This window comes from Fundidesulfovibrio sp. (assembly GCF_058402725.1).
Window position 1 is genome coordinate 1 of sequence record NZ_JBZVFJ010000013.1, and the last position, 22,807, is coordinate 22,807.

At 64.3% G+C, this 22,807-nt stretch carries 18 protein-coding genes; 10 read left to right on the top strand and 8 right to left on the bottom strand.

Going from position 1 to position 22,807, the window contains the following annotated elements:
- Positions 1 to 99: 99 nt before the first annotated feature.
- From ACV4UX_RS03225 to ACV4UX_RS03245, 5 genes are all read right to left on the bottom strand, one after another.
- The gene (locus tag ACV4UX_RS03225) at positions 100 to 1,032 is read right to left on the bottom strand and encodes an ABC transporter permease (protein ID WP_491591894.1); all 933 of its coding nucleotides are present in this window, start codon (positions 1,030 to 1,032) and stop codon (positions 100 to 102) included.
- Between the two features lies 1 nt (position 1,033).
- Positions 1,034 to 2,011, bottom strand: a complete 978-nt coding sequence (locus ACV4UX_RS03230) for an ABC transporter permease (RefSeq protein WP_491591895.1) — start codon at positions 2,009 to 2,011, stop codon at positions 1,034 to 1,036.
- Positions 2,012 to 2,604: 593 nt separating this feature from the next.
- On the bottom strand, positions 2,605 to 4,155 hold the full coding sequence (locus tag ACV4UX_RS03235) for an ABC transporter substrate-binding protein (protein WP_491591896.1): 1,551 nt from the start codon (positions 4,153 to 4,155) through the stop codon (positions 2,605 to 2,607).
- 421 nt (positions 4,156 to 4,576) lie between these two features.
- On the bottom strand, positions 4,577 to 5,029 hold the full coding sequence (locus ACV4UX_RS03240) for a CreA family protein (protein WP_491591897.1): 453 nt from the start codon (positions 5,027 to 5,029) through the stop codon (positions 4,577 to 4,579).
- A gap of 181 nt (positions 5,030 to 5,210) precedes the next feature.
- Entirely contained in the window at positions 5,211 to 8,048 is a 2,838-nt protein-coding gene (locus ACV4UX_RS03245; protein ID WP_491591898.1) for a PAS domain S-box protein, read from the bottom strand.
- Positions 8,049 to 8,396: 348 nt separating this feature from the next.
- Between ACV4UX_RS03245 and ACV4UX_RS03250 the strand changes: the two genes are divergently transcribed.
- The 7 genes from ACV4UX_RS03250 to ACV4UX_RS03280 all read left to right on the top strand — a co-directional run bounded on the left by ACV4UX_RS03250 (position 8,397) and on the right by ACV4UX_RS03280 (position 15,161).
- Entirely contained in the window at positions 8,397 to 8,819 is a 423-nt protein-coding gene (locus ACV4UX_RS03250; RefSeq protein WP_491591899.1) for a universal stress protein, read from the top strand.
- A gap of 13 nt (positions 8,820 to 8,832) precedes the next feature.
- Positions 8,833 to 9,147, top strand: coding sequence for a hypothetical protein (locus ACV4UX_RS03255; protein ID WP_491591900.1), 315 nt, complete (start codon positions 8,833 to 8,835; stop codon positions 9,145 to 9,147).
- Positions 9,148 to 9,160: 13 nt separating this feature from the next.
- Positions 9,161 to 10,276, top strand: a complete 1,116-nt coding sequence (locus tag ACV4UX_RS03260) for a YeiH family protein (protein WP_491591901.1) — start codon at positions 9,161 to 9,163, stop codon at positions 10,274 to 10,276.
- Positions 10,277 to 10,289: 13 nt separating this feature from the next.
- Complete coding sequence (locus ACV4UX_RS03265; protein WP_491591902.1) at positions 10,290 to 10,688, top strand: biotin/lipoyl-binding protein; 399 nt, start codon at positions 10,290 to 10,292, stop codon at positions 10,686 to 10,688.
- Entirely contained in the window at positions 10,688 to 11,131 is a 444-nt protein-coding gene (locus ACV4UX_RS03270) for a universal stress protein (protein WP_491591903.1), read from the top strand. The genes ACV4UX_RS03265 and ACV4UX_RS03270 overlap by 1 nt, the downstream gene beginning before the upstream one ends.
- A gap of 228 nt (positions 11,132 to 11,359) precedes the next feature.
- Positions 11,360 to 13,744, top strand: a complete 2,385-nt coding sequence (locus ACV4UX_RS03275; protein WP_491591904.1) for a c-type heme family protein — start codon at positions 11,360 to 11,362, stop codon at positions 13,742 to 13,744.
- On the top strand, positions 13,737 to 15,161 hold the full coding sequence (locus ACV4UX_RS03280) for a sigma-54-dependent transcriptional regulator (RefSeq protein WP_491591905.1): 1,425 nt from the start codon (positions 13,737 to 13,739) through the stop codon (positions 15,159 to 15,161). Before ACV4UX_RS03275 ends, ACV4UX_RS03280 begins: the two co-directional genes overlap by 8 nt.
- Positions 15,162 to 15,195: 34 nt before the next feature.
- Here the strand turns inward: ACV4UX_RS03280 and ACV4UX_RS03285 are convergent, their stop codons facing one another.
- Entirely contained in the window at positions 15,196 to 16,494 is a 1,299-nt protein-coding gene (locus ACV4UX_RS03285; protein ID WP_491591906.1) for an EAL and HDOD domain-containing protein, read from the bottom strand.
- A gap of 318 nt (positions 16,495 to 16,812) precedes the next feature.
- Here ACV4UX_RS03285 and gpt point away from each other — a divergent pair, with 318 nt between their 5' ends.
- The 3 genes from gpt (at position 16,813) to ACV4UX_RS03300 (ending at position 18,174) form a co-directional block, all read left to right on the top strand.
- Positions 16,813 to 17,307: a xanthine phosphoribosyltransferase gene (gpt, locus tag ACV4UX_RS03290; RefSeq protein ID WP_491591907.1), complete on the top strand. Its 495-nt coding sequence runs from the start codon at positions 16,813 to 16,815 to the stop codon at positions 17,305 to 17,307.
- A 74-nt stretch (positions 17,308 to 17,381) separates the two neighbouring features.
- Positions 17,382 to 17,915, top strand: a complete 534-nt coding sequence (locus tag ACV4UX_RS03295; RefSeq protein ID WP_491591908.1) for a DinB family protein — start codon at positions 17,382 to 17,384, stop codon at positions 17,913 to 17,915.
- A gap of 64 nt (positions 17,916 to 17,979) precedes the next feature.
- Positions 17,980 to 18,174 carry a type II toxin-antitoxin system HicB family antitoxin gene (locus ACV4UX_RS03300; RefSeq protein ID WP_491591909.1) on the top strand — a complete coding sequence of 65 codons (195 nt, stop codon included), beginning with the start codon at positions 17,980 to 17,982 and terminating at the stop codon, positions 18,172 to 18,174.
- Positions 18,175 to 18,321: 147 nt separating this feature from the next.
- Here ACV4UX_RS03300 and ACV4UX_RS03305 read toward each other — a convergent pair whose 3' ends face one another.
- On the bottom strand, positions 18,322 to 21,252 hold the full coding sequence (locus ACV4UX_RS03305; RefSeq protein WP_491591910.1) for a response regulator: 2,931 nt from the start codon (positions 21,250 to 21,252) through the stop codon (positions 18,322 to 18,324).
- A 292-nt stretch (positions 21,253 to 21,544) separates the two neighbouring features.
- Entirely contained in the window at positions 21,545 to 22,795 is a 1,251-nt protein-coding gene (locus ACV4UX_RS03310; RefSeq protein ID WP_491591911.1) for a uracil-xanthine permease family protein, read from the bottom strand.
- Between the last annotated feature and the right edge of the window lie 12 nt (positions 22,796 to 22,807).

Below are 22,807 nucleotides of genomic sequence, written 5' to 3' on the forward strand. Positions count from 1 at the left end.
CGAAGCTCACGCCCTTGACCGCCTGGTAGTCGCCCGCGCGCAGCGCGAAGGTGACCTCCAGGTCTTCCACCTTGAGAAGGGTTTGGTCCGCCATGTCCGCTATCCCTTCTTGTAGAGCTTGGGGTTGAGGAAGTCGCGCAGCCAGTCGCCCAGGAGGTTGATCACCAGGATGAGCACCACCAGAAGCACGCCGGGGAAGGCGGTGATCCACCAGGCCCCGCTGAAGATGTACTCGAAGCCCGTCTTGATGAGCGAGCCCAGCGACGGGCGCGTCACCGGCATGCCCAGGCCCAGGAAGGAGAGCGCCGCCTCGCTCATGATGGCCCCGGCCACCTGCACCGTGGCGATGACCAGCACCGGCGAGAGCGTGTTGGGCAGGATGTGCCGGAACATGATGCGCAGGGGCGAAAGCCCGATCACGCGGGCGGCCTCCACGTATTCCTTGCGCTTCTCGGCCAGCACCGAGGCGCGCACCGTGCGCGCCACCTGGGGCCACTCGGCCAGGCCGATCACCAGCACCAGGATGGGCACGGCCATCTGCTCGCGCAGGGCCAGGGAGTGCCTGCCCAGCAGCACATCCACCAGCACGGAGATGATGATGGCCACCATGAGCGTGGAGAACGAGAGCTGCACGTCGGCCATGCGCATGAGGAAGGCGTCGGTCTTGCCCCCGGCGTAGCCCGCCGTGAGCCCGAGCACCACGCCGATCAGGCACTGGAGCATGGTGGCCCCCAGGCCGATGATCAGCGAGGTGCGCATGCCGTAGATCATGGCCGAGAGGAGGTCGCGCCCCTGCTGGTCGGCGCCCAGGAGGAAGTTGGAGCTGCCTTCGGAGGTCCAGGCGGGCGGGGTGCGCGCGTCCAGCACGTCGATGTTGATGGCGTCGTACACGTCGTGCGGCGCTACCAGGGGGGCCAGCAGGGCCACTGCGCACAGGAAGAAGAGCACGAGGGCGCAGCCCATGGCCACCGGGTCGCGCAGAAAACGGTAGAGAAACCACGAATCCTTGAAGGCTTTCCAGCTGACGGCCACGCTATTTCCTCCCCGTCACGCGGACCATGGGGTTCACCAGTCCGTAGACCAGGTCCACCACGGTGTTCACCACCACGAAGATGAGCCCCACCACCACCAGATAGGCCACCAGGAGCGAGGTGTCGGCGCGCTCAACCGCCTGGAGGAAGATGAAGCCCATGCCCTGCCACTGGAACACCGTCTCCGTGAGGATGGTGAAGGCGAGCATGGTGCCGATGCGCACGCCGCCCACGGTGATCACGGGGAGCAGCGTGTTCTTGAAGGCGTGCACCAGATAGATGCGCCACAGGGGCAGGCCCTTGGCGAAGGCGAACTTGACGTATTCGCTCTGGAGCACCTCCATCATCTCGGAGCGGATGAGCCGGATGAAGAGCGGCAGCGTGAGCGATGCCAGCGAGATGGAGGGCAGCACCATGTGCCGCAACCCGTCCGCCGTGAGGAGGCCCGTGGACCAGAAACCCAGCACCGTGACCGTCTCGCCACGCCCGAAGGAGGGCAGCCAGCCCAGGAACACGGCGAAGATCCAGATCATGATGATGGCGATGAGGAACACCGGGATGGAGACGCCCACGATGGAGGCCCCCATGATCACCCGCGTGAGCGCGCTGCGCGGCCGGATGGCCGCGTAGATGCCCAGGGGCAGCGAGAGCGCCAGCACCCAGAGCACGGCGCAGAACACCAGCTCCGCAGTGGCCGGGAACTTCTGGAGGATCACGCTCAGGGCGGGTTTGCCGAACATGTAGGAGATGCCCAGGTCGCCCCGGAGGGCGTTGCCCACGAAGCGCAGGTACTGCTGGGGCAGCGGGTCTGCGAGGCCCAGCTTCACGCGCAGGGCCTGGCGCTCCGTCTCCGAGACCGACTCGCCGAGCAGGTCGCGGATGGGGTCGCCGATCTTGTGCTGCACGGCGAAGCAGACCAGGCTGATGATGGCCATGACCAGCAGGGCCTGGCCCGCCCGGCGGACGAAGAACGCGAACATGGCGACGTGTGACCTCCCTCACCGATTCCGGGCGCGGCCCGGTGCGCGAACGAAAGCGCCCGAAGGCGCATGGCCCCGCGCGGCGCGGGACCTGGGACGATTGCCTACGGCGCGGCGGCCCGCCTTCAGGCGGTCTCCCGGTCCAGACTGGCGCGGACCGGCTTTGCCCAGCCTGACCGGCCTGACCGGCTTGTCCGGCCTGCCCGGCCTCACCAGCCTGACCGGCCTGACCGGCTTGACCGGTTTGTCCGGCTTGTCCGGCTTGTCCGGATTGTCCGGTTTGACCGGTTTGTCGAAGCGGCGGCCGCTCCCGTGCGCCCTGGCGGGTCCCGGCTTCAGGCTGGGACCCGCCAGGGCGGTCCGGAACGGACGAAGCCTCTCGAATCTTCCCGCCGGGGTCTGGTATGTCCGGCGCGGTGGCCCAATAGCCGATCCCGGGCCGCGGGTCCAGCGCCGAACGCCCCGCTTGCGCCGCGATGGCTCCCGCCGCCGCCCGTTCAGGCCTGGTCGGGGCGGACTCCCGGGGAGCCCGCCCCGCAGGCGGGAACGGGAGAAACCGCAGGGGCTTGCGGCCCCTGCGGCGGATGCGTCGTCTACTCGATGACCAGGTCGCCCAGGTAGAGGAAGTTCTGCTGGTTGATGCAGGTGTCCAGCTTCACGTTCTTCTTGGCGGCCCAGGAGAGGGGTTCGAAGTGCAGGGTGATGGTGGCTCCGTCGTCGTAGGCCATCTTCTCGGCGTCCTGGAGGATCTTGTTGCGCTTCTTGAGGTCGGTCTCGGTGGAGGCGCTCATGACCAGTTCGTCGAGCTTGGGGTTGCAGTAGCCGGCGGAGTAGGCGCCCCAGCCCTTTTCCTTGTTCTCGCAGAAGAGCAGGAACTCGAAGAAGTTGGCGGAGTCCTCGGTGTCGGGGTGCCAGCCGACCATCTGCAGGCTGGCCTGGCGCTTCTGGAACTCGGGCCAGTACTGGGCGATGGGCATGGTCTTGAGGTCGACCTTGATGTTGATCCTGGCCAGCATGCCCGCCACGGCCTCGGCGATCTTGTCGTCGTTGGTGTAGCGGTTGTTGGGGGCGATCATGGTGACGGTGAAGCCCTTCTCGAAGCCTGCGTCCTTCATGAGCTTCTTGGCCTTCTCCAGGTCGAAGCGGGGCTTGAGGTCGGGGTTGAAGCCGGACATGCCCTTGGCCGAGAGCTGGTTGGCGGGCACGGTGAGCTTGTTCATGATCTTGTCCACGATGCCGGCGTTGTTCACGGCGGCGATCACGGCCTGGCGCACGCGCACGTCCTTGAACTCAGGCTGGATGGTGGGGTTGAGGCCGATGGTGATCACCCGGGTGGAGGCCATGTTCACCAGGGCAAGGTTCTTGTCCTGCTTGATGAGGTCCTGGTCCTGGGGGTTGACGGGGTTGATGAAGTCCACGTCGCCCGAGAGCAGGGCCGCGGTGCGGGTTCCGGGGTTCTTGATGGGGGTGAGGATCACCTGGGTGACGTTGCCCTTGGTCTTCTTGTCCCAGTGGGCGGTGTTGCGCTCGAGCACCATCTTCACCTGGGGCTCGTAGGAGACCACCTTGAAGGGGCCGGTGCCGGAGGCGTTGGAGTTGGCGAACACCGGGTCGGTCTTGGAGATGAGGTCCTTGTCCTTGCCCTGGGCGTCCTTGCCCGAGTAGAACTTGGAGTCCATGGGGAAGATGTAGGTGAGCAGGTTGAGCGCCAGGGGCTCGGGACGCTTGAAGGTGAATTCCACCGTGTTGTCGTCGATGGCCTTGGCTTCCTTGAAGGCGTCGTAGAGGGCTTTCCAGTCGGGGGCCTTGCGGGCGCGCTCGAAGGTCCAGACCACGTCGGCGGCGGTCATGGGGTTGCCGGAATGGAAGGTGACGCCCTTGCGCAGGGTGACGCGCAGGGTCAGGGGGTCCTTCTGCTCGATCTTCTCGGCCAGGCGGTTCTCGATCTTCATGTCCTTGGTCCAGCGGACCAGGGGATCGAAGACCCACTCCGCGTAGGACAGGAGGTTGCCGGAGAGCTGGCTCATGTAGTCCAGGCGCGGGGGGTCGGCGTCAAGGGCCAGTTTCAGGGTCTTGGCCTGGGCGTTGACGGCCATGAGGCCCGCAAGCGCCAGCGCCGCCAGGAGGGCGAGGGACTTCTTCATGCGATCATCTCCTGTCGTTTGAGGTGGTTGACGGCCTGAGGCCGTTTGATCCGTCTCTGAGCGACCAAAACGTTTCCTGATAGTCTTTTTGCCGTCACTTGGAAAGGGACAGCGGCCAACCCCTTGAAGGTTTGCCTCTTTTGTGGAGCCGCCTTCAAAGCAAACTTTTTAGGTATGAATTATTGACCTCATCGAAACGATCGGTTCTTCAGTCGACCGCTTTGTGCGCCTGCCGATACGAGGTGAGCCAAGGAGGCTCGACGCCAGGGATGCTTACGGTCCGGAAGAATCGTGACGGCAGCGCTCGACAATTGCATAGCCCTTCCTTTCATACGCCACCGTTTCGGTGTGGTATTGCGTCCGCATGGCCACCCTGCCCGACGCCCGAGCCTGCCGGGAAGCGAGGGCGGACCGGGAGGCCTCACGGGCGCAGCACCACCGTGGAGATGGCGTTCTTGGGCGAACCGTCGATGACCTTGCGGCTGATGGCCAGGTAGACCAGCGTCTTGCGCTTGGCGTCCACGATGCGGGTGATCGCGGTGTCCTTGAAGAGCAGCGACGTGCCCTCGGAGAACACCTTGCGCGATTTGGGCAGCTTGTCGGGCATGTCGCAGGGGCGGGTCTGCACGCACTCCAGGGAGAATTCCGAGGGGTCTTCCGCCAGGCCCACTGCCCCGGACACCCCGCCCTTGCGGGCCTGGCTCAGGTAGCAGGTGACGCAGGGCACGTCTGGGTCGTCGAAGGCGTAGACGCACACCTTGTGGTTGGCCCCCAGGAGCTTCCATTCGGTGGTCAGGCAGTCCAGCTCTTCGGCCAGGACGGGCGAGGCGGAGAGGATCGCGAGGGCCAGAACGGCCAGGATGCGCGCGGACATGAAAACCTCCTGCGGCGGGATGCCGATGTGGACCTTCATAGACGGAATCGGCTCCCGCGTCGAGGCCCGGCGTGCCTCATGCGCCCTGCCCCGCGCGCCCGGCCTGTCCGCCAGCGTGCACGGCACGCCTGCCCCGCGCGCCCGGCCGGCCTGACGGGGCCAGGCCCCGGAGGGCGCGCCCTCACCCCTGCGCGGCCAGGCGGATGAGGCGCTCGGCCGAGGCGGCGTCCCCGGGCGGCGAGAAGAGGTAGCCCTGGGCGGAGAGGCAGCCCAGGGCCGCCACGCTCTCCAGCTGTTCGCGGGTCTCCACGCCCTCGGCCACCACGTCCAGCTCCAGGTTGCGCGCCAGCGACACGATGGTGCGCACGATCTCGCGGTTCTCGCGGGCGTCGCCCTGGCCGGAGACGAAGGAGCGGTCGATCTTGAGCCCGTCGATGGGGAAGCGCTGCAGGTAGGAGAGCGAGGAGTAGCCGGTGCCGAAATCGTCCACCAGGAGGTGCACTCCCAGGTTCTTGAGCTTGCCCAGCTTGTCGCCCGAGGTCTTGGCGTCGCGCATGATCACGCTCTCGGTGATTTCGAGCTTGAACAGATGCGGCGGGATGTGGTGGGCCGACAGGCCCAGACGGATGGACTCCACAAGGTCGGTCTGGCGGAACTGTTTGCTGGAGATGTTGGCCGTCATGTAGAGCGATCGGGCCTGGGGCAGCAGTTCCCGCCAGCGGCCGAGGCGCAGCATGGCCTCGGCCAGCACCCATTCGCCCAGGGGCTCGATGAGCCCGGTCTCCTCGGCCAGGGGGATGAAGCGCGACGGGGGGATCATGCCCAGGGTGGGATGCTTCCAGCGGGCCAGGGCCTCGAAGCCCTGGAGCACGCGCCCGGGCAGGGAGTAGATGGGCTGGTAGTGCAGGGTCAGGTCGCCGTTTTTCAGGCCCTGGCGCAGCTCGTTCTCCATGCGCAGGTTTTCCACGGCCAGGGCGTGCATGCGCCGGGTGAAGGCCAGGCGGTCCTTGCCGGACTCCTTGGAGCGGTACATGGCGATGTCGGAGTCGCGCAGGATGTCCTCGGCGGTGGTGTAGCCCTGGGTCTTGAGCACGATGCCGATGCTGGCCCCGCAGTAGACCTCGTTGCCGGAGATGGTGAAGGGCTTGTCCAGCACGTGGCGGATGCGGTCGGCCACGTCGATCACCTCGCGCGAGGTGGCGAACTCCTCCAGGAGCACGGCGAATTCGTCGCCGCCCAGGCGGGCCACGGTGTCCACGGAGCGCACGCAGGACTCCAGCCGCCGGGCGATGCCCTTGAGCAGGATGTCCCCCGCCAGGTGCCCCAGGGAATCGTTGATGCGCTTGAAGCGGTCCAGGTCCAGGAGCAGCACGGCGAAGTTGTAGCCCATGCGCCGCTTGGATCGCTCCATGGCGCGGTTGAGGCGCTCGGTGAAGAGGTTGCGGTTGGGCAGGCCGGTGAGCCCGTCGTGGAAGGCCTGGTGGGTGAGCTGGTCCTCGAAGCTCTTGCGCTCGGTGATGTCCTCGTAGATGTAGTAGATGCCCTCGATGCGCCCGCCCAGTTCGATGGGGTAGCCCAGCACCGAGACGGGGATGAGCGTGCCGTTCTTGGCGCGGCGCACGGTCTCCTTGGAGACGAAGCGCCCGGCGTTCACCTGGGCGTTGAAGCTGGCGGCCTCGGCGGCCAGGTGTTCGGGCACGATGAGGTTGCGGTTGAACTCGCCCGCCACATCCCCGCGGGGGTAGCCGAAAAGGCGCGTGAAGGCGGGGTTCACGTTGAGCACGCGGCCCTCGGGGCTGAGCAGCACCATGGCCTGCGGGGAGCTCTCGAAGAGCATCTTCAGGTGGGCGCGCTCGCGCTCCAGGGCGGCTTCGGTGCGCTTGCGCTCCGAGATGTCGCGCACCACGGCGGTGAGGAAGGTCTCGCCGTGGGCGTCGAAGCGGTTGAGCGAGACCTCGGCGTGGAACCACGCGGCGTCCTTGCGCTGGTGCACCCATTCGATCTTCTGGGGCGCCCCTGCCAGGGCCTTGTCCAGCAGTTCGCGGGCCACCTGTCCCGAGGGCCGTCCGTCGGGCTGCACGGGCGGCAACAGGTTCTCCAGGCACAGCCCGGGGATTTCGTCCTCGCTGAAGCCGAAGAGTTCGCGGGCGCGCAGGTTGGTGCTCACCACGGCCGTGTCCTTGAGGGTGAGGATGCCGTCGGAGGCCGACTTCACCAGGGAGCGGTAGCGCTCGCGGCTGGCCTTGAGGCCCTCCTCGGCCTCGCGCCGGGCGGTGACGTCGGTGACGGTGCCCTCGAAGAAGTCCGGGCTGCCGTCCGGGCGGCGGACCACGCGCGCGTTCTCGCTGATCCAGATGACGGAGCCGTCCTTGCGGCGCACGCGCGACTCGAAACCGCGCACCTCCCCCGTGGCGGTTATGGCGCGGATGAAGTCGTCGCGGCGTCCGGGGTCCGCGTAGAGTTCGCGCTCGATGTCGCGCAGCGAGTCCATCAGGTCCTCGGGCGATGCGTAGCCGTAGATGCGCGCCAGGGCGGGGTTCACGACGATGTAGCCGCCCCCGGGCGTGGACTGGAAGATGCCCTCGGCGGCGTTCTCGAAGAAGGCCTGGTATTTGTCCTGGGCGCGGCGCAGGTCCTTTTCCGTGTCGCGCAGTTCCTGGAGGTCGTTGTAGACGGCGAAGAACCTCTCCTCGCCGGGGCGTGCGGAGGCCGGAAAGAGCGAGACGGCCACCTGCACATGGCTGCCGTCGCTGCGCCTGCGGGTGGTTTCCAGGCGGCCCTTGCCTCCCCGGCGGACGCCCTCGGCCAGGGCGACCACTTCGGCCTCCCGGCCGTGGGGGATCACCAGCCCCAGCAGCGGACGGCCCTCGATCTCCTCCCGACGGTAGCCGAAAAGGCGCTCGAAGGCCTTGTTCACCCTCAGGGCGTTGTCGGCCGCGTCGATCAGGCACACGGCCACGGGAACCTCCTCGAAGAGGCTCAGGAAGTTCTCAGCATCGAAGGTCTGCCCGCCCGTCATCGCTTCTCCCCGGGATCCGGCCCCACACCGCCGCATCCGCGACCAGATTGTAGGAACAACTGGAGTGAAGATCAATCTTAACGTTTCTGTCAAATCTCACGCCAGGGCGCGACAGGTGCTAACGCGCGTTGGCGCTTCAAGCCCGCCCGTTGGCGCTTCGCGGGGCTGGGAGCGCGTATGGCGCCTGGAATCACTGCCTTTTCTGGAAGGCTCCCGCTGGCACGGCACATGCTTAAGCGGGTTGGCCTCAACGGCCACCGGCTGATGCAGCGCGCCGCCCCACGCCGAAAAGACCGGCGCGGCAAAACCGGCGCGGCGGAACGCAACACCGTGCAAGGAGGGAAAGCGATGCAGGTGCTCGTGGCCCACGACGGTTCGCCCCAGGCGGGCAAGGCGCTGGAAGAGGCGGCCAGGATCGCCTCGAAATTTTCGGGCGGCATCACCATCGTCACCGTGGCCCCGGACGTGTGCATGGGTTCGGAGGAGCTTTCCCCCGAGGAGTGCTCCCTGGTGGCCCGTTCGCTCTCCGCCGAGGCGGAGGCGCGGGCGCGCAAGGCCGCGCAGGCTCTCAAGGACAAGGGGATCGAGGCTGCGGTGCAGGTGCGCGCAGGGCGTCCCCCGGAGCAGATCGTGGAGGCCGCCCGGGAGACCGGCGCGGACCTCATCGTGATTGGCAGCGTGGGCAGGCACGGGGCCGCCAGGCTCCTCCTGGGCTCGGTGTCCTCGAGGGTGGCCGAGCTTGCCGACGTCAACGTTCTCATCGTCAAATAAGGAGTCGGAGGAAATGGAAGACAAACGCGGGGCCGGCGCGCTCCTGGCCATCGTACCCGGACTGGCGCTGATGATCGCCACGTTCATCTTCGCCCAGTGGCTGGAGAACTGGCTGAAACCCTTCACCGTGTTCGGCTTCCCGCAGTTCTTCTCGCGGGTTTTGAACCTCAACTACATCATCATCTCCATCATCATGGGCGTGTTCTACCGCAACGTGCTGTTCCGGGGCGCAATCCCCACCTGGGCGGCCGACGGTTTCCGCACCACGCGCCTGTTCATCAAGACTGGCATCATCGGCGGCGACGGCAACGTTCTCATCGTCAAATAAGGAGTCGGAGGAAATGGAAGACAAACGCGGGGCCGGCGCGCTCCTGGCCATCGTACCCGGACTGGCGCTGATGATCGCCACGTTCATCTTCGCCCAGTGGCTGGAGAACTGGCTGAAACCCTTCACCGTGTTCGGCTTCCCGCAGTTCTTCTCGCGGGTTTTGAACCTCAACTACATCATCATCTCCATCATCATGGGCGTGTTCTACCGCAACGTGCTGTTCCGGGGCGCAATCCCCACCTGGGCGGCCGACGGTTTCCGCACCACGCGCCTGTTCATCAAGACTGGCGTCATCATGCTGGGCTCCATCTACACCCTGGGCGGCCTGGCCAAGCTGGGCCTCCAGGCGGCGCTGCTCATCTCGGCCTTCGTGTTCGGCACGGTGATCTTCGTGATGTGGCTGGGCAAGATCCTCAAGATGGACCGCTCCCTGGTGGGCGTCATGGGCGCGGCCTGCGGCGTGTGCGGCGTCTCCGCCGCCGTGGCCACCAGCCCCGGCGTGAAGGCCAAGCCCGCCGAGGTGGCCCTGGCCATCGCCACCATCCTGGGCTTCGGCGTGATGACCATGTTCGTCTCCCCCTTCCTGGGCAACCTGCTGCACCTCTCGGACTACCAGTACGGCGTCTGGGTGGGCACGGGCATCCTGAACTCCGGACAGGTGCTGGCCTCCTGCCTGGCCTTCAACCCCATCGTGGCCCCCGGCACCGCCGTGGCCTACGGCGAGCTGTGGAACGTGATGCGCGTGATCATCATCCCCTTCGTGGTGTTCGTGATCACCATCTGGTACTGGAGCGGCAACAAGGAGGAGGCCGGCGGGCAGAACATCAGCCTGTGGGAAATCCTCAAATCCAAGTTCCCCATCTTCGTGCTGGGCTTCGTGGGCATGACCGCCCTGGCCTCCCTGGGCCTGCTTGGCCAGGAAGGCTCCGAGACCTCGCACCTGCTGCGCGACCTGATGCAGTGGATCTTCGGCGTCGGCATGGTGGGCCTGGGCGCGTACATCGACTTCGGCGAGATCAAGGCCGCGGGCGGCAAGCCGCTCATCGTTGGCCTGGCCGCCGGCACCACCAAGTACGTCCTGGCCCTCTTCATGACCCTCTACTTCATCTCCAAAGACGCGCCTTTCTAGGGAGGGACCGCACATGTCCGCCGCAGAGAAGAAACAGAAACTCACCGTTTTCAGGACCGACCGGCACGAGGACCTGGGCGCCTGCGCCTTCGCCGCCCTGGTGGTGGTGTTCGTCCTGGTCTACATGGCCTACTTCCTGGACAAGGTCTCCATCAACGCCCCGGCCGAGGGCAAGCTCCTGGAGATGAAGGTCGCCGTGGGCGACGTGATCAAGGAAGGCCAGCCCCTCTACGTCTACGAGGTGAAGAAGAAGAAGTACGTGCAGGGCGAGGTCCAGGAGACCGTGGCCAAGGAAACCTTCAAGTCCAAGACCCCCGGCAAGGTGCTGGAGCTCAAGAAGAAGCCCGGCGATTCCATGAAGCGCGGCAACCCGCTGCTGGTGGTGGAACACGTGAAGGGGACACTGCCGTAATGCGCGTGCTCCTGGCCCTGGACGAATCCACCCAGGCCATGGACGAGGCCGTGAGGCTGTGCCGCGAACGCGGCGCGGCCCTCACGGCCCTGTTCGTGCTCGACGGCAACTGGAGCGACTACACCGGGCACGACTGGCTCTCGGGCTCCACCGTGCGCGGGGCCTACATCGAGTACGCCGGCAAGGAGGACATCAAGGACTCCGAGCGCCTGGCGGCCGAACTGCGCGCCCGCGCGGGCGACCTGCCCCTGGAGGTCAAGCTGGCCAACGGCGTGGTGCGCGAGGAGATCCTCAAGGAAGCCGAGACGGGCGGCTACGACCTGCTCGTGATGGCCCACCCCTTCTGGCGCGGCACCGCCACCGTGCGCGACACCGCCCGCGACCTCCTGGGCAAGCTGCCCTGCTCGCTCTACCTGGTGAAGACGCCACCCCACGACATCTGATGAACGGAGCGCCGGGCATGCCCGGCGCTCCGTTTGATGGAAACCCCGAAAACGGGTTTTGCGTTAGCCGCTCCCGCGCGGCAAAGCCGCCCTGCCCCGGGCTGCACCGAGCGTCCGGCGCGATTGACACCCGCCCGGCAGGCCCCTAATGCTGCGGCTCTCGCACACCCCGTCGTCGGGGTTCAGCCATCACGCGGCGGGCCGGCCCCCGGCCCCTTCCGAGGCCCCATGAAGAAAGCCAAGCTCAAGACCATGCTCGTCATCCGGCTCCTGGCCGTGACCCTGGGCATCGGCCTGGTCTTCGGCGTCTCGCTCAACCACTACCTGCGCGTGCTCCTGGAAACCGAGGTGGCCGACAAGGCCCAGATGGTCCTCTCCCACGTGCTGGCCATCCAGACCTACGTCCGCGAGACCCTGCGCCCCACCATGTACGAGACCCTGCCGCCGGACTCGTTCGTGATCGAGGCCATGTCCACCTCCTACGTCACCCGCAAGGTGCTCTCGGACCTGAACACCGCCAAGGACAAATACACCTACCGCCGCGTGGCCCTGGACCCGCGCAACCCGGAATACGGCGCGGACCCGCGCGAGGCCCAGCTCATCGCCCACTTCCGCGAAAACCCCGACGAGACGCAGATCAGCCGCTACTACACCGAGAACGGCGAGGAATACTTCATGACCGCGCGCCCCGTGGTCTTCGAGGAATCCTGCCTCTCCTGCCACGGCAGGCCCGCCGACGCCCCCGGCGTGCTCCTGGCCCGCTACGGCGACCAGCGCGGCTTCGGCCGCGTCGACGGCGAAGTGGCCGGGCTCGACAGCATCATCATGCCCGTGGAGAGCGAGGCGGCAGCCATCAACCGCGCGGTGTTCAACTACATCCTGGTCTTCGCCCTGGGGACGCTGCTCATCATCGGCGTCAACCACCTCTTTTTCGACCGCATGACCGTGGTGAACATCGGCCGTCTGGCCGCGCTCATGCGCGCGCGCTTCCCCGCCGAGGCCGGGCGCACCCTGGACAACGCCCCGCGCCGCGAACACGACGAGATCGAGGGCATGATCGAGGACATGGAGCGCTTCGCCGACCACCTGCGCGACGCCAAGGAGCAGCTGCGCGACTACGCCGCCAACCTGGAGGCCAAGGTGGACGCCCGCACCGCCCAGGCCACCGCCGAGGCCGAGGCCCGGGGCGCGGACGTGGCCCTGTTCCTCCATGTGCTGGAGCTTTTCGTGAAAGGGGCCGACCGCGCGCGGCTGCTCGACGAGGCCCTGCGCGCCGTGGCCGGGCGTTTCGGCGCGCGCGCCGCCGGGTTCTGCTGCTTCTACTCCATGAACGTCCACGCCTGGCCCAAGGGCGCGGCCCGTTGCCCCGACCCCGACCAGCAGGGCAGGCTCCTGGAGGGCGAGAGCGTCTTCTCCCCCGGTCAGGCCTGGGCCCCCGTGCTCTCGGCCGGGTCGGTGCGCGGCGGGCTCTGGCTGGGCTGGGAGGGGCAGGCCACCCTGGAAGGCCCCGGGCGCGAGGTGTTCAAGGCCGTGGGCCGCCAGCTCTCCATCGCCCTGGAGAACCTGGAGGCCATGGAGAACGTGCTGCGCCAGAAGGCCGTGCTGGAGTCCATCTTCGAGGGCATCGCGGACCCTCTCTTCCTCCTCTCCAGCACCGGCGAAGTGCTCCACGCCAACGAGGGCGCGCAGACCCTCCTCTCCGGGCTGGGCGGACGCACCGGCGCGCTGAGCTTCGCCGCCCTGGCCGCCGAGTGCGCCAGCGGCCGGGGCGAGGCCATCGCCCGGGAGGCCGTGCTGCCCGACGGGCGCTCCCTCACCCTGCGCGCCTACCCCATGGACCGCATGGCGGGCTCCGGCCGGGCCATCGTCTACGCCCGCGACAACACCGCCGAGAAGACCATGCTCGCCAAGCTCCAGCAGAGCGAGAAATCCATGGCCATGAGCCTCCTGGCCGCCGGCATGGCCCACGAGATCAACAACCCCCTGGGCGTGATCCTCTGCTACGCGCGCCTGCTCTGGGACGACGGCCACAGCCCCCACGCGCAGGATCTCGACATCATCATCCGGCACACCCTCCAGGCCCGCAAGGTGCTGGAGGACCTCATGCGCTTCGCCCGCCCCCGGCACGAGGCCCAGGGCGCGGCCAGCCTGGCCGAGTCGGTGGAGTTCATCGCACGGGTGTTCCGGGGCAAGGCCCTGCGCAGCGCCACGGCCATCGAGGTCTCCCTTCCGCCGGACCTGCCCCCGGTGCTGGCCAGCTCCTCGGCCCTGGAGCAGATCCTCACCAACCTGCTGCTCAACGCCCTGGACGCCATCGAGGAGTCGGGCAGCGCCGGGCAGGGGCTGGTGCGCATCGGGGCGCGGCTCGACGCCGGGGCCTCCGAGGTGGTGCTCACCGTGGCCGACAACGGCCCCGGCATCCCGGAGGAACACCTGCGGCGCATCTTCGACCCCTTCTTCACCACCAAAAGCGTGGGCAAGGGCACCGGCCTGGGGCTGGCCGTGGTCTACGGCCTCGTGCGAGACCTCGACGGCGCCGTGGACGTGAGCAACGACGGCGGGGCCGTGTTCGCCATCCGCCTCCCCCTGGCCCCGGAGACACCCGATGACTGAAGACTTCTCCAGCGACGCCATCCTGGTGGTGGACGACGAGGCCACCTTCGCCAAAGGCATCGCCCGGCTCCTCCAGAAGGGCTTCCCCGCCCACCCCGTGCTCGTGCGCGACAGCGCCGCCAAGGCCCTGGAGGCCCTCCAGGAGCGGCCCTGCGCGCTGATGATCACCGACGTGCGCATGCCCGGGCAGGACGGCTTCGCCCTGCTGGAGCAGGCCCTCACCGTGGCGCCGGCCCTCACCGTGGTGATGCTCACCGGTTACGGCAGCGTGGAGGCCGCCGTGAAGGCCCTGAAAAGCGGGGCCTACGACTTCCTGGCCAAGCCCGTGGACCAGGACGTGCTCTTCCGTTGCGTGGCCCGCGCCCTGGACCGCGCCGCGCTCATGCGCGAAAACAGGCGTCTGCGCCAGGCCGCCGGATCGTGCCCGCGCGGCCAGGCCATCATCGGCGAGAGCCCGGCCATGCGCAGACTGCTGGGCGAAATCCAGGCCGTGGCCCAGAACGACTACACCGTGCTCATCCTGGGCGAATCGGGCTCGGGCAAGGAACTGGTGGCGCGCACCATCCACGCGCTCTCGCGGCGCGGGGCCAACACCATGGTCAGCCTCAACTGCACCGCCGTGCCCGAGCATCTGCTGGAAAGCGAACTCTTCGGCCACGTGAAGGGTGCCTTCACCGGCGCGGCCCAGGCCCGACAGGGGCTCTTCCTGGCCGCCGACGGCTCCACACTGCACCTGGACGAGATCGGCGACATGCCCACCCACGTGCAGCCCAAGCTCCTGCGCGCGCTCCAGGAAAAGGAGGTTCGCCCCGTGGGCGGCAGCGAGGCCATCCGCGTGGACGCCCGCATCCTGGCCTCCACCAACCGCCGCCTCGAGGCGCGCATGGCCGCAGGGGAGTTCCGGGAAGACCTCTACTACCGCCTCAACGTGCTCACCCTCCACGTGCCGCCCCTGCGCGAGCGCTCCCAGGACATCCCCCTGCTGGCCAGACACTTCCTGGCGCGCACCTGCGAGGAACTCGAAACCGGAGAAAAGGAACTGACTCCCGACGCCCTGGACTTCATCAAGGCCAGGAACTGGCCGGGCAACGTGCGGGAACTCTTGAACTTCGTGCGGCGCGCGGCGGTGTTTTCCAGCGGCCCCTACATCACCGAGGCCCAGGTGCGCCTCCTGGACGCCCAGGCGAAAAACCCCGGCGCGGCCACGGGCTACGGCAACTACCTGGAGGCCAAGGAGCGCGTGCTGGACGACTTCACCCGCTCCTACGTGCTTGGGCTCATGGAGCGCACGCGCGGCAACGTGACCCAGGCCGCCAGGCTCTCTGGGCTGGAGCGGGTGTCGCTGCAGAAGATCCTCAAGCGCCTGGGCGTGGATGCCGCGCGCTTCCGACCCGCCGGGGAATACGCCGACGACTAGCGGGCCGCTGATGAAGCCGATTCTTGCTGCCTGATCAATCCGCCTGGGCGGCCGCCTTGGCCCCGGGCGACTCGGCCAGCTTGTCCTTGAGCCCGGAGCGGAAGCACTCCCTGGCCCAGCGGGAAGCCTCCAGGTAGTCCCTGGCCGCGCCGATGTGGCTCACCTTCTGCTCGGAGAGGATCACGCCCACGTCGCACCAGCGGTTCTGGTCCACGCAGTTCACAAGGTCCAGCCAGGGGCCGAGGGAGTTCCTCTCGCCCGAGAGGGCGGCCTTGATGCGCGGGTCCATGGGCATGGAGGCCACCAGCTCGGCCATGGACTGGCCCAGCATGGCGTCCAGCAAGGAGAACAGGCCCAGCAGGAACATGGTCTTGGGAGGCACGGGCGAGGCCTTGGCGCGCCCGGCCATCTTCTCCAGGAAGCTGGCGCGGTGCAGGGAGAGGTAGGCCAGTTCCTCGCCCTTGGGGGTGGCGTCCAGGCTGGCAACCAGGGCCATCATGGCCCAGTGCTTGAAGGCCGTGTCGCCCAGGATGGCCACTGCGTGCTCGATGGAGCTGACGGTGCGGCCCAGGCCCACGCCCGGGGAGTTCACGTACTTGAGCAGGCGGTAGGAGAGCAGCGGGTCCTTGGCGATGATGGCCGCCATGTCCTTGTAGGAGGAGTTTTCGTCCAGGAGCTTGCCCATCAGCTCCATGCGCGTGAGCGAGTTGGCCGAGAGCTTCCTGCCCTTCACAACCTCGGGCCTGCCGAAGAAGGCCCCCTGGAAGAGGTCGAACCCCAGGGCCTTGGAGCCCGCGAAGGCCTCCCAGGAGTCCACGTGGTCCAGCATGGCCCGCACCTTGAAGCCTTTGAGAAATTTGCGCTCCTTGGCCAGTTCCATGGGCTTGAGGGTGGCCAGGTCCAGGATCACCGTTGCGGCGTATTTCAGGAGATGGCCGTGCTCCTGGCAGGAGCCCGCGAAACGCAGGGCCAGGGAGTAGCCGTAGTCCTGGTAGAAGGCGAGGAGTTCCTCAAGGTTTTCGCGTTCGGTCTCCTGCGGGCTGACCACCAGCTCGCAGTAGTCCATGGGCAGCAGATGCACCTCGGGGGCGTCGAGCATCGGGTCTGGAACGAAGATCATCAGGCGCTCGGAATCTTCCAGCAGCAGCTGGAGCTCGCCCGCGCCGTCGCTGACCATCCAGGAGAAGGCGTCCACGTCCACGTGGGAGGGATCATCGGAGACGAGCACGGAGCGTGCGACCACCTCGTAGGCGTGTACCTTTTTCGTCTTGTCGAAGACCGGATGACGGGAAAGGAAGCAGGCCCCTGCTTCTTCCTGGTTCTCTTCAATCATGATGGCAAGCCCCACGCCCGGCTGTCCGAGCAAACATCTTGTGTCAAATTAGACAGTTGCGTATCAATTCAGATACTAGTCTTTCCTTGCTTTGGAATCAAGCGAGAATCGGCTTCGGGCGCACGCGCCGCCCTCTGCATGAAGACACCCCTCCGGGGATGGTGCTTGCGGGGGCCGCCTGCGTGGGGGCAGGCCGCCCTCCTCCCGGGTGCGCTGCGGACGGAGCAGGCCAAACAACACCGGGCGAACGCGCCCCCTTGCACGCGGGCCGGGCTTGCCCTAACTAGCCCTTGCCCGCACGGGGCGAGGAGGCGCGCCATGTCCGACAACGACCGTTACCACCGCATGTATCCCGTCAGCTGGGACCAGCTGCACCGCGACAGCAAGGCCCTGTCCTGGCGTCTGATGGGTCTTGGCCCCTGGAAGGGCATCTACGCCATCACCAAGGGCGGGTTGATCCCGGCGGCCATAGTGGCGCGCGAGCTGGACATCCGGCTCATCGACACGGTGTGCGTGGCCAGCTACGACTGGCAGAGCCAGGGCGAGCAGGTGCAGGTGCTCAAGGGCGTGGAGGGCGACGGCGAGGGCTGGCTCCTCATCGACGACCTGGTGGACACCGGGCGCACGGCCAAGCGCGTGCGCGAGATGCTGCCCAAGGCGCACTTCGCCACGGTGTACGCCAAGCCCGAGGGACGCCCCCTGGTGGACGCCTACATCACCGAGGTGAGCCAGGACACCTGGATCCTCTTCCCCTGGGACTCCGAGCCCCAGTTCATCCAGCCCATCGCGAAGGCGGCCAAGAACGGCGGGTGATGCCGATCCGGCGCGCCCTCGACGAACGCGCCAGGGACCGCCGTCTGTTTACGCGTCCCGGAGAACCCGGTAGAGTGGCGTCACATCCCGTGCCCGAGGGCATGACCATGGAGGCGACCGCCATGACGAGCAAGACCGGAGAAGAGCTGGCCCAGGAAATCCGCGACACCCTGGAAGAACTGGGCACGGCCTGCGCCGGGCTGGACGAGGCCGCCGCGTCCCGCGCGCCCGAGGGACGCTGGACGCCCAAGGAGATCGTCTCCCACCTGCTGGGGCCGGAGCCTGACGTCCATGTGCGGATGCTGCGGCGCTTCCTGGACGAGGACACCCCCAACATCGAGCTCGTGCCCGAAACCACCTGGTTCACGCCGGAGCGGGCGGCCATGCCCCTGGCGCGGCTGGTGGACGAGACGCGGGCGGAATACGAACGCGCGGCCGCCTTCGCGGCCACGCTCACCCCGGAGCAGCTGGCCCGCACGGCGCGCATCCCCCTGCTCAAGGATTCGCCCCTGGGCGAGTACCCTACTCTTGGAGCCTTCATCTCCGGCCTGGGCAGCTACCACGTGCGCTCGCACATCGAACACCTGCGCGAGGTGCTGGCAGGATAAGCCTGGGCGGGGGCCTCGCGAACACTCTTCTTCGCCAGGACGCACACCACGACAAGGAGCCCGCATGCTCTCCCCCGCCGCGCTCTTCATCGAACCCGGCAAGGCCTGCGGCGTGACGCTCCCGGACATCCCGGGCTGCAACACGGCGGGGGACACGCTGAAAGAGGCCCTGGAGAACGTCCAGGAGGCCGTGGAGTTGGCGTTGGAAGGGAGCTGGGGAGAGGCCTGCGCCGTCAGGGGCGGAGCGCTGGAGGGGTGAGGCGGGGTATGAAGGGGTGGAGTGGGTGATGGTGGGTGTGGACTTGGGGGCTGGAGGCGGAGGGTAGAGGGTGGTTGAGGTGGTTGGTAAGGACGGGAGCAGAGAATCATCCGGTCAGTAGGAGGGGGGCTTGTGCAGTCCTCCTTATCACACCACGTTTTCCCGACGCTTAGCCATCACACGTTCAATCACTTCGATTAGAGTAGCCTTCTCAACGGGCTTAGCAATATAGTCGTCCATTCCAGCGGCCAGGAACTTATCTTTGTCTCCGGCCATGGCATACGCTGTCATTGCGACTATTGGAATCTTTGACCTTGCTCCGGAATGTGAAGCATTTCGGATTGTCCTCGTCGCCTCCACTCCATCCATATTGGGCATCTGGACATCCATGAAAATGATATCAAAATCATTCTCAGCAAGCAATTGTAAGGCCTCAAGACCATCTTGTGCAGTGACAACAGTGTATCCCGTTTTTTCCAGCATTCGCTTTGCGGCGAGTTGGCTCACCCTGTCATCTTCAGCCAAAAGAATCCGCAAGGGGGTTCTAACGGGTGGCACGGCAACAGATAATGACTGCTTAGTGCCTTGAACTGCGTCATGAGGCACGGCAAATGGAAGGCTTAAATATATTACCGTACCCCCATCAATACTATTGTCAATCGAGAGAACGCCACCCATCATATTTACGAGCTTAAAAACTATCGAGAGACCTAGGCCAGCCCCCTGAAAACGCCGCGTGTATGTGTCCTCGCCCTGGATAAAAGGTTCAAAAACACTCTTCAACATACTATCATGGATGCCGATGCCACTATCACTCACGGAGAATAACAATCGCACCATGGCTGGCTTCTGCACTTGAATAAGCTTTATGTCTACTGCAACAAAGCCTTTGTCGGTAAACTTTATGGCATTACCTACAAGGTTGAAGAGCACCTGACGCAGGCGGACCTCATCGCCGATAAGACTTGATGGCGTCTGGTCATCAATGGAGAACTTTAACAACAAATTCTTCTCTTTGGCAGGAATGGCGAACAGATCCAAAACAGAATCTTTAAGATTGCCCACGGTGAAGACCAAGTTCTGAATGACGAGTTTGCCTGCTTCGATCCGCGAAAGATCGAGAATGTCCGAGAGAAGAAGGGTCAAACGCCTGGAAGACTGTACAGCGGCAAGCAGATATTCACTTTGCTCTTCATCAAGATTAGTGTTTTCTAGAAGCTGAAGCATGCCCAGCACGCCATTTAGGGGCGTACGGATTTCATGACTCATATTTGCCAAGAATTCAGACTTTGATGTATTTGCATTCTCTGCCATCTCCTTTGCCTTTACAAGCTCAAGACTAGCGTTATGTTGATCCGTTACATCTCGAAACACCACTGCGAACTGTCCTCTCTGCGGAGAGTAAGCACTCACCTCAAAATGACGGTTAAGTGCCTTGCTGTAATTTTCAACCCTCAGAGGGACACCTTCCATCGCCACTTTTCCGTAGAGATCAATCCAATAGCTTTCAGTATCGGGAAGCACTTCCAGAACTGTTCGTCCCAGCACATTTTCAACCTTAAGCCCCGTTATTGATTCAAATGCTGGGTTCATAGCCAGAAAACGGTAGTCCACTGGATGTCCATCAGCATCCAGAATGATTTCGTGCAAAGCAAATGCATCAAGTTGAGCAGCAAACAACAAGCGATAACGCTCCTCACTAATCTTCAGGGCTTCCTCTGCTTCTCGACGCCTGGAGACATCTTCAAGAGTTGCGATAACCTCTGTCGGAGCCTCATGCCGAACAGGGTTGAAAACTACGCGCAAGGCAGTTTCCTTGTTGCCGGTCACTGAAACATAAATATCCTCATACGTGGCGCACTCTCCAGCCAAAGCCTTTCCAATCGCTTCACGCATTTTTGGTGTGCTCTGCCTTGCCGTATTAAAACCTATCAAGTCTGTCCGAGTCGATCCCATCAACTCAACAAACTTGTCGTTGCAATCAAGTATTGCCCCATCACTTGAAAATCGAATCATTCCAAGTGGCGAATTTTCGAATATTACGCGATGCCGGTGCTCACTGTCCAAAATTACTTCCTGCTGTGACTGCACTTGCCTCAACGTTGCAGAAAGCCTTGACGTCATTTTCCGATGATTTGCATACGCTACACTAAGCAGCACAAGAAGAACCAACGCCCCCGCCATGAACGCAATCAACACTTTTCTTTGGTTTTTCTGCTCCATATAGCGCAAAATCAACTCTTCCTCGCCCTTCTCATAGGAAGCCACCAACTCGCTGCAGTCTACGCTGTCAATGTATCGGTTAAAAATTTCTGCAAGAATTTTGTGTTGATGCGTTTTTGTCAAATAGTACGAATACTTTCGTGGAAATTCCTTGACAGTATAAGTCAGTTCGATATCAAAGTATTCTAGGTTGGAACGGTCCTCAAGGAAAACATTGATATTTTGCAGCCCAACATCAACAACACCGCTCCGAATACCACTATAGAGCTCCTCCTGCCCAGGGAAAATAACTATTTGCGACGGGCCAACAATCGACTGAACGAGCGGTACAATCGCCGATTCCTTAACCACTCCGACTGAGAAGCGCGACAAATCATTTAAACTGTTAATCTTGACATGCCGTGTTTTCTTTGAGATACACCCATAATATGAATCATAATACGTATTTGTAAATATACCTCTCTCTGAACGCTGATCATTGATGCTCACCGGCAAAAGCACGTCGACCTCTCCTTTATTAAAGAGCTCAACTTTTTCAGACCAAAGCATCCCTCCGACATGTATAAATTTATACTTCAGACCAATGCTTTGAGCCATGCTAACAAACAGGTCAACGCTAATGCCTTTGTACAATTTATTTTGACTATCATAGTACGATATCGGAATGAAATTATCATCCACCATGACTCTTAGCGGTTGCAAATTATTTACAAATTCACATTCATCTGCATGCAATTCAAACACCTTTACATGCTTGATCGAAGAACAATAAGCCACAGCATCAATGTTGAACGCAAACACAAATTGCGCATATATAATACACATGAAAAATCGAAACACATGCCAAACAATCATATTGACACCCTTAACGGTGAACTGTTCAAGACATCTATGTCATCCGCTTGCTGATGGATCCTGCCGAAAATACAGACTTCTCCTTTATACCATGCCAACCTGTTTCAAGGCAATCTAACACTCCGGAACAGACGGAAATGAGCTAATTCGGAGAGGGAGAACCGTAGCCCCCCCTAGGATAACTCAGACTGTTAATTTTGCACCATCCCAGTCACTTCAAACAAAGGCCCGCCGCGACACCTCGCGGCGGGCCTTCTTCATTGCCTCGTCTTCTCCCTGTCGTGCCGATGCGTCAGGTCTCGGCGCGGTCCCGGGGCAGGATCACGTTGAGCAGCACGCCCGCCACGCCGGCCAGGCCGATGCCTTCCAGGTGCACGCCCCAGAACGAGAAGCTCATCTTGCCCATGCCCAGCACCACGATGAGCGCCACGATCACCATGTTGCGCGGCTTCATCAGGTCCTGGCCGTCCTGCACCAGCGAGTTCAAGCCCACCACCATGATGGCCCCGAACAGGAGCAGCATGATCCCGCCCATGACGGGGGCCGGGATGGTCTGCAGAAGCGCCCCCAGCTTGCCGATGAACGCCAGGCCCACGGCCGTCACCGCGCCCCAGGTCATGAGCGCGGGGTTGTAGATCTTGATGAGCGACACGGCGCCCGTCACCTCGGCGTAGGTGGTCAGCGGCGGCCCGCCCAGGAAGCCCGCCAGGCTGGTGGCCACGCCGTCGCCCAGGAGCGAGCGGTGCACGCCGGGCTGGTCGATGTAGTTCTTGCCCGTCACGGAGCCGATGGCCAGCACCGAGCCGATGTGCTCGATGATGGGCGCGATGGCCACGGGCACGATGATCAGCATGGCCTCCACGCTGAACGTGGGCGCGGTGAAGCTGGGCATCTTGAACCACGGCGCGGCCGCCACGGGGGCGAAGTCCACGATGCCCGCAACAAGGCTCGCGCAGTAGCCCGCCGCGATGCCGCAGAGGATGGGGATCAGTTTCAGGATGCCCCGGCCCCGGATGGCCACCAGCACCGTCACGGCCAGGGAGATCATGGAGATCACCAGGGCCTGGTTCTCGGGATAGAGCACCTTGGCCCCGTCGCCGGTCTTGCCCATGGCCATGAACACGCCCACCGGGGCCAGGATCAGGCCGATGACCATGATCACCGGACCCGTGACCACGTGGGGCAAAAGCCGCAGGAGGAACGCCGTGCCCTTGGCCTTGATGATCAGCGCCACCGCCACGTAGACCAGCCCCACCATGGCCAGCGCGCCCAGGGAGGCCGACGCGCCGTAGCGCTGCGTGCAGAGCATGATGGGCGCGATGAACGCGAAGGACGAGCCCAGGAAGATGGGAATCTGGAACTTGGTGAGCACCTGATAGATCAGGGTGCCCACGCCCGCGGTGAAGAGGGCCACGTTGGGGTCGAGCCCGGTGAGCAGCGGCACGAGCACCAGCGCGCCGAAGGCCACGAAGAGCATCTGCGCTCCCACGGGGAAGTCCCGCAGGCGCAGTTCGTAGACGCCGTTGTTGAAAGCCTGGGCCATGGGGGGAACGCT